Annotated in this window: 11 protein-coding genes; 5 read left to right on the top strand and 6 right to left on the bottom strand. The window is 59.7% G+C overall.

Going from position 1 to position 12,440, the window contains the following annotated elements; genetic code table 11:
• Window positions 1-78 precede the first annotated feature (78 nt).
• Complete coding sequence (locus ACIP66_RS06255) at window positions 79-408, top strand: hypothetical protein (RefSeq protein ID WP_400646366.1); 330 nt, start codon at window positions 79-81, stop codon at window positions 406-408.
• A 57-nt stretch (window positions 409-465) separates the two neighbouring features.
• On the opposite strand, the gene ACIP66_RS06250 is transcribed toward ACIP66_RS06255, so the two are convergent.
• The 4 genes from ACIP66_RS06250 to ACIP66_RS06235 form a co-directional block, all read right to left on the bottom strand.
• Window positions 466-879 carry a VOC family protein gene (locus tag ACIP66_RS06250; RefSeq protein WP_400646363.1) on the bottom strand — a complete coding sequence of 138 codons (414 nt, stop codon included), beginning with the start codon at window positions 877-879 and terminating at the stop codon, window positions 466-468.
• A 158-nt stretch (window positions 880-1,037) separates the two neighbouring features.
• The gene (locus ACIP66_RS06245) at window positions 1,038-1,982 is read right to left on the bottom strand and encodes an alpha/beta hydrolase (RefSeq protein WP_159815541.1); all 945 of its coding nucleotides are present in this window, start codon (window positions 1,980-1,982) and stop codon (window positions 1,038-1,040) included.
• A 109-nt stretch (window positions 1,983-2,091) separates the two neighbouring features.
• Window positions 2,092-3,090: an NAD(P)H-quinone oxidoreductase gene (locus ACIP66_RS06240; RefSeq protein ID WP_400646361.1), complete on the bottom strand. Its 999-nt coding sequence runs from the start codon at window positions 3,088-3,090 to the stop codon at window positions 2,092-2,094.
• Between the two features lie 62 nt (window positions 3,091-3,152).
• The gene (locus ACIP66_RS06235; RefSeq protein ID WP_400646358.1) at window positions 3,153-4,436 is read right to left on the bottom strand and encodes a YbfB/YjiJ family MFS transporter; all 1,284 of its coding nucleotides are present in this window, start codon (window positions 4,434-4,436) and stop codon (window positions 3,153-3,155) included.
• 111 nt (window positions 4,437-4,547) lie between these two features.
• On the opposite strand from ACIP66_RS06235, the gene ACIP66_RS06230 reads away from it, so the two are divergent.
• Together ACIP66_RS06230 and ACIP66_RS06225 are read left to right on the top strand one after the other, a co-directional pair.
• Window positions 4,548-5,423, top strand: coding sequence for a LysR family transcriptional regulator (locus ACIP66_RS06230; protein WP_400646355.1), 876 nt, complete (start codon window positions 4,548-4,550; stop codon window positions 5,421-5,423).
• A gap of 238 nt (window positions 5,424-5,661) precedes the next feature.
• Window positions 5,662-6,099 carry a hypothetical protein gene (locus ACIP66_RS06225; RefSeq protein ID WP_400646352.1) on the top strand — a complete coding sequence of 146 codons (438 nt, stop codon included), beginning with the start codon at window positions 5,662-5,664 and terminating at the stop codon, window positions 6,097-6,099.
• Between the two features lie 48 nt (window positions 6,100-6,147).
• Here ACIP66_RS06225 and ACIP66_RS06220 read toward each other — a convergent pair whose 3' ends face one another.
• Entirely contained in the window at window positions 6,148-6,870 is a 723-nt protein-coding gene (locus ACIP66_RS06220) for a pirin family protein (RefSeq protein WP_053119028.1), read from the bottom strand.
• A 220-nt stretch (window positions 6,871-7,090) separates the two neighbouring features.
• Between ACIP66_RS06220 and ACIP66_RS06215 the strand changes: the two genes are divergently transcribed.
• Both ACIP66_RS06215 and ACIP66_RS06210 read left to right on the top strand, forming a co-directional pair.
• A complete protein-coding gene (locus ACIP66_RS06215; RefSeq protein WP_400646349.1) occupies window positions 7,091-8,041 on the top strand; it encodes a GlxA family transcriptional regulator in 951 nt (316 codons plus the stop codon).
• Between the two features lie 89 nt (window positions 8,042-8,130).
• Complete coding sequence (locus tag ACIP66_RS06210; protein WP_400646347.1) at window positions 8,131-9,567, top strand: ATP-binding protein; 1,437 nt, start codon at window positions 8,131-8,133, stop codon at window positions 9,565-9,567.
• Here ACIP66_RS06210 and ACIP66_RS06205 read toward each other — a convergent pair.
• Window positions 9,532-12,426 carry an ATP-binding protein gene (locus ACIP66_RS06205; protein ID WP_400646345.1) on the bottom strand — a complete coding sequence of 965 codons (2,895 nt, stop codon included), beginning with the start codon at window positions 12,424-12,426 and terminating at the stop codon, window positions 9,532-9,534. The two genes, ACIP66_RS06210 and ACIP66_RS06205, sit on opposite strands and share 36 nt — an antisense overlap.
• Window positions 12,427-12,440: the final 14 nt, after the last annotated feature.

Raw genomic sequence — 12,440 nt, 5'->3', positions numbered from 1 at the left:
ATTGGCGGCAAATTGCTGGCCCCCTGATCGGAAACATCCGGTCAAAATCGCCTTTTTTCAAAAGGTTAGGTTGGCTATATGCGGACGATTGCCATCACCGTTGCAACGCTTTCCCTGGCTGCCTTTGCTTCGACTATCGAGGCGAAAGAGATTAGCAAGAGTCATCAGTTTGCCTGCACCTGGGGTTCAGACATGGCCGCCGGGGCGCAGCAATCCAAGCTGTCTGGCGTGTCTTTATATGGCGCGCGAAAGCAATTGCAGGTGCGCAAGTTCCAGCAACCGTGGATGCGCATGACCGCGATGGGGATCACCGAGCAGACCTACAACAGCAGCTCGAAGCTCAAACCGGCGGCGATCAAGCAAATTTATTACGAACAGTGCATACGCCACGAATTGGCCCAGCGTTAACGCAATAAGCCCAACCTGAACCGGTTGGGCTTTTTCATGCCTGACGAGGCGTCAGTGTCACTTTTCGCTTTCGCAATTGACCATCCACGACACGCCAAAACGATCGACCAGCATGCCAAAACGCGCGGCCCAGAAGGTCGCTTCCAGTGGCATATCGACGCGACCATCCTTGGCCAATGCGTTAAATACGCGCTCGGCTTCGGCGATGCTGTCGACGTTCAAAGAAATCGAGCAGCCACTCATGCCTTGGGTCGGGCGGTCGGGCGTGGTGTCCGAGGCCATGATCATCTGATCACCGACCTTCAGGCAGGTGTGAATCAGCAGATGGTGATGTTCTTTGGGCACGTGCTCGGCGGCGGGTGTTTCGCCGAAGGTCATCATCGCCTCGAGCTTTCCCTGCAAGGCTTGTTCGTAAAACGTGAACGCTTCGCGGCAGTCGCCGTTGAAGATCAGGTACGGGTTGATTCTCATGTCTCTGCTCCCGGCAGTAGCGCGGAGAGCGGCGGTTATTCGCCAGGTTCCGCGTTGGGCGGTTAAAACATAGCAGAGCGTTGGACGTCAGGAAGGGCGGAGCTTTCCAGATGGATTCGTTCTCAAAAACGTCTGGTTTATCACTGTCTGAATCCAGGTCAGGAATCGCCCGAGCTTTTTAACAAAGCAGGCCCGGCCATGCGGGGAGCGGGTTTGGATTGCATCAGGCTGTCCAGCGCTTTGCGATAACTTTGACCGCCGAGCGCCATGCTGTTGTTGTGCGTTGCTCCTGGCACCAACAACAGGCGCTTGGGTTGTTGCGCGGCATTGAACAGTTGCTCACTGAAACGCGGTGGGACGAAAGCGTCGGCCAAACCGTGTACGACCAACAAAGGCATATGAATGTCGGCAATCTTGTCGATCGAATCGAATTTCTGCGAGAGCAACCAGCGCACCGGCAGCGAGGTGTTGGCCACAGACGCGGCGACGTCCGCCAGTGTGGTGAAGGTCGATTCAATCACCAATCCACGAACCGGCAGCGGTGTGTGATTACGCTCGGCGTCCTGGCCAAGTTCTGCAGCCAGATCGATCGCCACTGCGCCGCCAAGAGAATGGCCGTAAATCAGGCGTTTGTTCGGATCCGGTTGCAGCAATTTGAAGCGCTCCCAGGCGACGCGGGCATCTTCGTAAACGCTGCTTTCCGACGGCAGATCACCGTGGCTCTGGCCGAATCCGCGATAGTCGATGGCCAGCACCGAGTAACCCGCCGCACGTAATTGCTCAATGCGGAACAACTGCCCAGTCAGGTTCCAGCGCACGCCGTGCAAATAGAGAATGGCCGGGGCATTGGCTTTTTCCGCCGGCCACCACCACGCGTGAATGTTTTGCCCGGCCTTGAAGCTCTTTGGTTGCAGGTCGAGTTCCTGCACGCTGCCGGGCAAGCCGTGATACCAGCCGGCCGTGCCCGGTTCGATGCGAAACAGCAGTTTGCGTTCGGTGTGTTCGAGCACGGCACAACTCGTTGGCACGCCGATAATCAGCGCGGCCATGCAGGCGAACGCCAGACGGCGGCGGCGCAGACGAGTCATGAAGGACTGGAACATTAAACGTTTCACCACGCAGACAAAGAACGCTTTTTACCAGAACCCTCGGTCTGCGCGTGACAATTTCGACCAGCGCCCGTGGGCAACGATTACAAAATGCTGCAACTGCTTAAATCACCTGCAACACGATTTTGCCGATATGGTCGCCGGCCTCCATGTGCGCGTGGGCCTGGGCCGCGTCGGCGAGCGGGTAGACCTTGTCGATGATCGGCAGGCAGCGCCCGGCAGCCAGTGCTGGCCAGACGTGCTTGCGCAGTTGGCTGGCGATCTCGGCTTTTTCCGCCGCAGTGCGGGCGCGCAGCAGCGAACCGGTGATCACCGCACGTTTGGCCATCATTGCCAGCAGATCGAAGTCATTGGCACGGGCGCCGCCGAGGAAGCCGAGCATCACCAGCCGGCCGTCCATCGCCAGCGCGCTGACATTACCGTTGAGGTACGAGCCACCCATGATGTCGAGAATCGCATTCACGCCTTTGCCCTCGGTCTTCTCGGCGATCACCGCGGCAAAATCCTCTTCGCGATAGTTGATCGGCTGGCCGCCGAGTTTGCTGATTGCCGCGCATTTGTCAGCGCTACCGGCGGTGGCAAAGGTTTCGATGCCGAATTCGCGGCAGAGCATCAGCGCGGTGGTACCGATGCCGCTGGTGCCGCCGTGAATCAGCACACGTTGACCACGGCTGGCAGCCCCGAGCACGAACAGATTGGCCCACACGGTGAAGAAGGTTTCCGGGATCGCTGCCGCTTGAATCCAGTCGATGCCGTCGGGAATCGGCAAGGTCTGGCCTGCTGGAACCGCGCAGTACTCGCCGTAGCCGCTGCCGTTGGTCAACGCGCAAACCCGGTCGCCCACGGCAAACTGGCTGACGCCGGTGCCCAGCGCCACGACTTCACCGGCCACTTCGAGCCCGGGAATCGGATCCATGCCTGGCTTCATCGGGTATTTGCCGGCACGTTGCAAGGCATCCGGACGGTTTACGCCGGCTGCGTGTACGCGGATCAGTACTTGGTCTTCAGCGGCGACTGGCAACGGTACGCGTTTGGGTTGCAGGACTTCCGGGCCACCGGGTTCGGTGATTTGGATTTGGGTCATTTCGGTGGGCAAAGACATGCAGATTCCTCTCAGCAAAGGTTTGTGTAAATGGGAGTGCTGCGTCGATCAATAAATTCAGGTCAATCCCCGCACCCCTGTAGGAGTGAGCCTGCTCGCGATGGCGTCGGGGCAGTCGATGCAGGGTTGCCAGACACACCGCGTTCGCGAGCAGGCTCACTCCTACATTGGATTGTGCGTGTCCAAAGGTTCATGGCTAGTTCAAGGATGAGCGCCACCGAAATCGCGCCAGCAGCAATCACAAACAGCAGCGTGTGATGGCCGCCCGTGGCATTGAACAGCGCCGAATAGGCAAACCCGGCCAGCGCCTGAAACGTGGCAAACGACACCGTGGCGCGGCTCCAGGCGATTTGCTGGCGATGATGATTCGGCACCAGTTCATGCACACGAGCCAGGGCCAGCGGCACAATGCCCGGCGGGAATGAGCCGAGAATCACCGCGAGCAGCGCCAGTGCCAGAAAGGAATGCGAAACCGCCAGCAGCCCCAGCGTGATCGCCTGCACGACGAGCACCAGCCGAATACTTTTACGTGCGCCGAATCGATCCGCCAGAAAGCCATAACTCACCGGCCCGACAATCGCGCCCACGCCATACATCACCCACACCAACGCGCCGACATGCGCCCCGGCACCGAGTCCGCGCGCCACGTAATCCACCAGAAAAACCATCGCCGGCACCAGACCCGCCGCCATGAAGGCGTATTGAGCGAACAGCAGATAAACGCCGGGCGGAGTCGTTTGAGTCGCCGCCACATCATGTGAAGCGGTCGGCTGCGGCAGATCCGCAGGCCAGCCGAACCAGCTCAACGCCGTCAGTACCAGCGACAAAGCGCCCAGTCCCAGCCAAGTCGCCTGCAGACCCAAACTCAACAGCGGCGGCACAATCGTCCCCGAGCCGGCGATGCCCAAACCGATCCCCAGAAAAATCGCGCCACTGGCCAGCCCTTTGCGCGCGGCCGGCACATGCGGCAGCACGGTCGCAGCCACCAGCACCATGATCGCGCCACCGGCAATCCCCGACAGCAGTCGCCAGCCGAAAAACCAGCTCACTGACAGCGGATAGGCACAGGCGAAAAATGCCGCAGTCACCGCGAACATCATCAGGCGCAGCGCATTTTTGTTGCCAAGTTGCCGCGCCACAGGACGGCCGAGCAGGGCACCGATCAAATAGCCGACAAGGTTGGCGGCGCCGAGGTACACGACGTCGTTGGCAGAAAACCATTGCGCTTGAATCAGCGCAGGAATCAGCGGTGTGTAAGCAAACCGCGCCAGCCCGATGCTGACCAGGCTGGCGCAGAGTCCGGCGAAGATCGGCAGCCAGAGGCCGGTTGATGATGAAGTACGCATGAGAGCGATCTCGAGGAAGGTATATGGCGCTGAGGATATCGGCTATCGTTGCTGCATTCGCGCAGCGATTAAGCGGCGCACTGATGCGGATCTGCATCATCAGGAGACAGCATGAATTGGGATGATGCGCGGGTGTTTCTCGCGGTTTGTCGCGAGTCGACGTTACGCGGCGCAGCGCGGGTGCTGGGAGTTGATCAAGCGACAGTAGGGCGACGCATCACTGCGCTGGAAAAGTCCCTGAGTGCGACGTTGTTCCTGCGCACCTCCGACGGTTACGCGTTGACGGCGGTGGGTGAGGCCGCGCTGAAGAACGTGGAGAAAATGGAACATTCGGCGCTGGAGCTTGAGCGACAGATTCAGGGGCTCGACGATCGCCTGACCGGCAATGTGCGCGTCAGCACCACCGATTCGCTGGCCATCGATTTTCTGATTCCGGCCATTGCCCGCCTGCACGAGCTGCACCCGGACGTACGCGTGCAACTGGACGCGTCCACGCAAATTCTCAGCCTGGCCAAGCGCGAGGCGGACATCGCCGTGCGCAACACGCGGCCGGACAATCCGGATCTGATCGCCCGGCGGATTGCCCGATGGCCGGTGGGTCTGTTCGCTTCGCAAGCGTACGTCGATGCCAAGGGCATTCCGCAACCGGGCTCGGCGTTCGAGGGGCATGATCTGGTGGTCTATCAGCCGTATTTGCAGGGCAACAAAGACCTGATGCTGGTCTCTGAACCGATGACGCGCGGGCGGATTGTTGCCGGCCTCGGCTCCAGCCTGTTGGTGCGTCGGGCAATGGCGGCCGGTCTCGGTGTAGGAGAAATTCCCGTGTACATGGGCGAGCGCGATGGATTGGTCAGACTCTGGCCCGAACGCACTCGGCCGTTACCGTATGACGTGTGGCTGGTGACCCACGCGGATCTGCGCCATACCGCGCGGGTGAGGGCGGTGATCGAGCAGATTGTCAGTGTGTTTGCAGCTGAGAATGACTAGATGCAAGGGCTACGTCTTCTGACGAAACGGCCTACAAAACAGGCAGAATCGGCTGGCTTGTCAGCCGACTGGGCGGGTTCTATCGTTACGACAGCTCGGTGAGAGGCCAAAGGCTCGCACTGATGTGGAGTACCAGGGACGGTGTCGGTAGAGCCAGGAAGGTGTCGAATTGAAAACTACGGAATTCAGCCAAAACTTAATCAGTGACCTGTCGAGACAAGGTCGGAATACCCAAACCATGAGTGCAATCAGTCGCGAAGAATTCAATGCAAAGATAGAAACCATCGAAGCCAGAATGGATGCTCGGCTTGAGGGCGTGTCGGCGAGATTCGATGCCTTTCTTTCGGCCCAGGCCGAGCGGGACAATATTCGATTGGAGCGGGACAAGACTCAAGCAGAGCGCGATAAACGCTATGATTTGATGTGGGCCGGAGTGCAAAAAATCGCCGAAGAGTCGAAAGAAGCCATCAAACAGGCATCGACTGTGAAGGCTAATTACTGGGCAGCGACTGCCGTACATTTTTTCGGAGTGATCACCATCGTCGTGGCCGCGCACTTCGCCAATCAAACCGCCGTGCTGACTACCCTGCAGACTACGCTCGCAGCAATTCAACTGGGCAAAGACATCAGCGTGCAAAAGCCGGGCTCGTTGCAAATACCGGTACCGCCCCAATAAAAAACGGCCTTCAAAAGAAGGCCGTTTCTGTTGGCGTTGAAATACTGCTTATGGCATCTGCGGCAATTCCTGCGGCCGCAAGTCAAACACCAGCACCTCGGCGTCTACGCCATTGCTCAAGGTCAGTGCCTGTTCCTCACGAACCCGCACGCCATCGCCTTCCTGCAATTGCACGCCATTTAGTTCAACGCTGCCTCGTGCCACATGCACGTAAGCATAACGGTCAGCGGCCAGTTTCAGTGTGGCGCTTTCCTTGCCATCGAACAGGCCGGCATACACTCGCGCATCCTGGCGCACTTTCAGCGATCCATCTTTGCCGTCCGGCGAGATGATCAATTGCAGGCGACCGCGTTTTTTCTCGGCGCTGAAGTGCTCCTGCTGATAACGCGGTTTGGCACCACTGACTTCCGGCACGATCCAGATTTGCAGGAAGTGCACAGGCTTGGTCGCCGAGTGGTTGAACTCGCTGTGCGCCACGCCGCTGCCGGCGCTCATCAGTTGCACATCGCCGGGGCGGATGACCGAACCGGTGCCCAAAGTGTCTTTGTGTTCCAGCGCGCCTTCCAGCACGTAGGAAAAAATCTCCATGTCGCGGTGCGGGTGTTGGCCGAAACCCTTACCGGCAGCAACGCGGTCATCGTTGATCACCAGCAGGTCAGAGAAACCCTGTTCACGCGGGTCGCGGTAGCTGGCGAAGGAAAAGGTGTGGAACGACTTCAACCAGCCATGATTGGCGAGGCCACGATCGGAGGCTTTGCGAAGAGTCAGCATGATGAAATCTCCTTACGGGACGTTAATTCGTCCGAGTGAGGAGAAGGTTACTGGTAATTGCCGAGTGCAATAAGTAGATGGAAATTGAAAGACTGTCCTGATCAGGTTGACAGTTTTGCGCGGTGGTTCACGCATTTTTTCCGACGTCTGCGCTGCAGTTGGCCATAATGCCTCGCGTATCCGGTGCGTCTTTCTTTCTTTGAACTCAGTGAAATCTTCCATGAAAACCGTGGCAATGGTGCTGTTCCCCGACTTTCTTCTGCTGGACATGGCCGGGCCGCTGGAAGTTTTTTCGGTCGCCAACCGCTTTTTGAAGGCTGAAGCACATTACCAATTGACCACTCTGGGTACCGAGCCCGGCCCCCTGCGCGCTTCAAATGGCGTGTTGGTACACGCCGACCGCCATATTGAGCAGACAGACGAGTACTACGACTTGCTGTTGGTGCCGGGCGGCCCCGGTGCCTACAACGACAAGTCTCCGCCGTTGTTCAATTGGTTGAAGGGTGCGGTCAGTCGGGCCGAGCGTTACGGGTCAATCTGTACCGGCGCATTTGTGCTGGGACACGCCGGGTTGCTCGATGGCTATCGCGTCACCACCCACTGGAATTACACCGAACGTCTGATCAAGGGATTTCCCAAGGCAGATGTCGAGACCGATCAGATTTTCGTCGAGGATCGCAACTTGATCACTTCGGGCGGGGTCACCGCGGGCATCGATCTGGCGTTGGCCGTAGTCGCTCAAGACCACGGCAAGACGCTCGCGCAGAATGTCGCCAAAGTGTTGCTGGTCGTCATGAAACGCCAAGGTGGTCAAGCGCAGTTCAGCCCATTGATGGCAGCGGTTGCGCCGCAGGAAACGCCGATTACCCGCGTGCAGAATTACGTCCTTGAACACCTCGACGAGGCTTTCACCATCGAGCGCATGGCAGGACTGGCGAACATGAGTGCGCGGCATTTCGCGCGCCTGTTCAGCCGTGACGTCGACATGACGCCGATGGAGTTTCTGCAAAGTGCGCGTATCGATTGCGCCCGTAATTTGCTGGAAACCAGCGACTTGCCGCTGAAAACCGTGGCTTACAAAAGTGGTTTCGGCAGCGTCCGCCATATGCGTTTTCTGTTTGCAGAAAAGCTCGGTCTGACCCCTGCGCAGTACCGCGAACAGTTCAGCTAGAGCGGTTCTGTCCGTTTCGCGCACCCGGAAGTCCGTGTTGCGCCCCGCGTGGCAGTTGTACCGTCACTTGAGGCTGCCAAGATGATGGCATGAACAGCCCCATCGATTTGACCTCGGCGTCAGTGCTGCATTTTGGCCCTTACGCGTTCCACTTGCGCCAGCGGCTGATCCTGGAAGGGGATCGGCAATTGCGCATGGGCGGGCGTGCGCTGGACATTCTGCAAGTGCTGGTCGAGCGCGCCGGTCGAGTGGTCAAGAAGGAGCACTTGATTGCGCTGGTCTGGCCGACGTCGGTGGTCGAAGAGATCAATTTGCGCGTGCACATTGCCGCGCTGCGCCGAGCGCTGGGTGACGGTGAAAATGGCCAGCGCTACATCGTCAACGTGCCGCAATGCGGCTACAGCTTCGTCGCCCCGGTGCAGGGCGACAATACCGCGCAAGTGGTGTTCGAAACCCTGCAAGCGCCCCAGCACAATCTGCCGGCACGCCTGACGCCGGTGACCGGCCGCGATTCGTTAGTCGGTTCGATGGTGCGGCAACTGCCACTGTGCCGGTTGATGAGCGTGACGGGCCCGGCCGGGGTCGGGAAGTCCACGGTGGCTTTGCGCGCGGCCGAGTTGTTGCTGCAGCACTTTCGCGATGGCGTGTGGCGTGTGGATCTGGCGCTTGTCGACGATGGCACGGCGCTGTTTGATCAGGTTTTGCAAACGCTAAATACCGATCTCGCCACGTTGGCCAGTCGTCATACGCTGTTGCTGCTCGACAACTGCGAGCATCTGCGCGACGCCTGCAAGTCTGTGGTGGAGAAACTGCTGAATGCGGCGCCGCGTTTGTCGATCCTCGTGACCAGCCGCGAAGCGCTGCAAGCCGATCTGGAAACCGTGCAGCACCTGCCACCTCTGAGCCTTCCCCCGTCGAGCGCGCTGGACAGCGTCGAAGAAACCATGGGTTATTCGGCGGTGCAGCTGTTTGTCAGCCGCGCCCGCGCACGTCAGCAGGGGTTTTGCCTGCGGCTGCAGGATCTGGAAGTCGTGCGCGATATCTGTCGACGCCTCGACGGTTTGCCGTTGGCGATAGAACTGGCGGCAGCGCAAATCGATGCGCTGGCGCTGGTGGGGTTGCAGGCGCAATTGAGTAATTGTCTGCAACTTCAGGGGCGACGCACTGCTGAGCCAAGGCATCAGACCCTGCAAGCCGCGCTGGACTGGAGCTATCAGCGCTTGAGCGAACAACAGCAGCGGGTGCTGCAACGTTTGTCGGTGTTCAAAGTGGCTTTTACGCTTGAGGCGGCGCTGGCGGTACTCGCCGAGGCACACGGGCAGTTGATCGTTGATCAACTGGTGCAGAAGTCGTTACTGACGGTAAAGCGCGGGGAGGGGGCGTTGCACTATCGAATGCTCAACACCACTCGGTTGTACGCGCGGGCAAAACTCATCAGCGGTGATTTTGAACATCGCCATCTACATTTTCTGCGGCGGTCATCCCGGGTTTCAGGCTTGCGTTTGATTGCGCAACTTGTCGAGTAGCTGGCGCACTTTGCGCAAGTCCGGGGTGGCGTAGCCTTCGGTGAAACGTTGGTAGATCGGGGTCAGCAGATCAAGGGCCTCGAGGTAGCGCGATTGTTGCTGCCAGAGCCGGGCCAGTGACGTGGCGCTGCGTAGCTCCCAGGCCAGTGCGCCTTGGGATTGGGCGATGGACAGGGCCTGGAGCAGGAGGTGTTCTGCTTCTTGGGATTTTGTGATGTTTGATCTGGCGCCTTCGCGAGCAGGCTCGCTCCCACATTGGCATTGCGTCGGGCATAAATCTCTGTGGGAGCGAGCCTGCTCGCGAAGGCTTCCTTCCTCACAGCCCAAATCTTCAGCCAAAAGCTGCTCCGCCCGAGCCCGCAATATCTCCGCCGTGCTCCAACCCGCCGCACCACTGCGCGCCCGCTCCAGCAACGCATCTTCCACAAAACCACTGTCCAGCGTCACCATGATTTCCCGGATCAACCCGCCACCCTCCGCCCGCACAACCGTCGCCGTCTCAGCATCAATCACCTGCGCGTAATGCCGCCCCCACGTATGAAACAGCAGCACCGAATGCTTCTGCGACTGCTCCAGCAGCAGACGCAGCAAGGCCCGCGCGTTCTGCTCATCACCGTTGTAATGCGCGATCAGACAGGTGGACAGCGCCAGGGTGTAGCAAATCGAGGTGCCATGATTGATCTGCACCGCGATGTCCAGCGCCTGCCGCGCCGTATTCCACGCCTGTTCGGGAAAACCCTGCAACCACAACACGCGGGCGAGTACGGTCAGCGAAGCGACGCTCTGGTCGTATTGCACGCCGAAACCGTGGGTAAAGCGATTGAGGTGACCGCTCTGCGCCATGCGCTGAATCACTTGTTCGGCGTGGATGCGCGCCTGCGTCTGGTCGCCGGCGTAGTGCAGCGCCAGCACGCGCAAACGGTGAGTACTCAATGTCAAAAGCGGATCACCGTGCAGGCCGAGGCGATCGAATTGTTCGCTCTGCTCAAGAGCCATTTGGTAATGCCCACAACTGAGATTGACCGCCATGTGCCCCGACACCGCCCGCAGTTGCCCGGCGACATCGCCATGCTGATGGGCCAGCGCAGTGGCACTGGCGAAAGCCTCAATGGTTTCCGGGGTGCCGCCCCAAGTGTGATAACAGGCGCTGCCGAGTGCGAGATTCAAGGCAATTTGCAGACGCGGACACGGCCTCTCGGCATCCTCGAGCAAAGCCAGCGCCTGACGCACGTAACCGCCGTATTCCTTGAGCAGCGACAGTTCCTGCCATAACGGCGCGGAAGCGGCGGCCAATCGAATCGCCAGCTCATCCGGGCCGTCACCGTTCAGGCTCCAGTCCAGCGCCGCGCGCAAATCTTCCAGACCTCGCGCATAGCGCTCGATCCACAGCGTGGTCGGCGTGTGTTCCCAAGCGCTCTGCGCCTGATGCATCAGCGCCAGACAGCGCTCCGCGTGGCGCTTGCGGGTCTGTCCAAGCTCGCCCGACATATAGAGTTTTTCCAGGGCATAACGGCGGGTGGTGTCGAGCAAACGGTAGAACACCTCTTCATCGCCGACTTCAACGTTCAGCAGTGATTTGGCGACCAATTGCGTGATCGAGCCAAATACCTCACCGGGCGTGAGGTGCTGGCCACCAATGACTGCCGCAGCGGACTCTAGCGTGAAGCCGCCGCGAAACACCCCCAGCCGGCGCAAGCAGGTTTGCTCACAAGCGGTGAGCAAATTGAAACTCCAGTCCAGCGTGGCCCGCAGTGTGATGTGACGATCCTGATTGTCCGGCGCCACGGGCGGCAAACGCCCCTGCAACTGCTTCGACAAACCGCTCAATCCCAATTCGCCGATTTGCGCGGCCGCCAACTCCAGCGCCAGCGGAATACCGTCGAGGCGTCGGCAGATTTCAATCGCCAGCGGCAGTTCGGCGTCGCTGATTTCAAAGTTTTCGCAAGCGGCCATGGCCCGTTCGACGAACAGTTGCAGCGCGGCAAAACTCAGCGCCTGCGTGCGGTCGAGGACGATGTCCGGCGGGCAGTCGAGGGATTCCAGCCGCTGCACATACTCGCCCTCGGCACGCAGGCTTTCGCGACTGGTCGCCAGAATGTGCACCTGCGGCGCGCCGCGCAAAATGCTCTCGCTGAGCAGGGCGACGGCGTCGATCAAGTGCTCGCAATTGTCGATCACCAGCAGCATTTGCCGATCGCGCAGGGCGTTGATCAGACTGGTCTGCGGATCGTGATCGTTGAGCAACGTGTCGAGGAGGGCGGCCAGGTGCGAGTAGATCATTCGCGGATCACTCAGCGGTGCCAGATCGAGCAAGCGAATGCCATCGCGATAATGCCCGATCAATTGCTCGGCAACGCGCAGGGCAACCGTGGTTTTGCCGATTCCGCCGGGGCCGACCAAGGTGATGCAGCGCTGACGCGGCAATTGCGTCATCAGGCTGTCGACCAGCATTTGGCGGCCGATCATCCGCGTGCGCCGCAGCGGCAGGTTATGTCGCCCAACGTGCGTGCCAGCGGGTTGTTGATCGATGTTCTGTTGCAGAATCGGTGCGACAAAGCTGTAACCCCGCTGCGCCACGGTGACGATGTAGCGCTGACCGGCCTGACCATCGCCGAGTGCTTTGCGCAAGGCGGCCATGTGCACGCGCAAATTGATGTCTTCGACAACGCTGTCCGGCCACACTCCGGCCATCAACGCCTGCTTGCTCACCACTTCGCCGGCGTGCGCCAGCAAAATCAGGAGAATGTCCATGGCCCGGCGACCCAGACGCAACGGTTGCTCACCCTCAAGCACCAGCCGTTGTGCCGGGTAAATCCGATAAGGGCCGAAACCGATGGCCTGATTTGACGGAAGACTCAACCACTCACTCCTGC

The sequence above is a fragment of the Pseudomonas sp. NPDC088429 genome (genome assembly GCF_044753305.1).
Lineage (GTDB): Bacteria > Pseudomonadota > Gammaproteobacteria > Pseudomonadales > Pseudomonadaceae > Aquipseudomonas > Aquipseudomonas rustica.
This window is presented reverse-complemented; position numbering and strand designations above follow the sequence as displayed.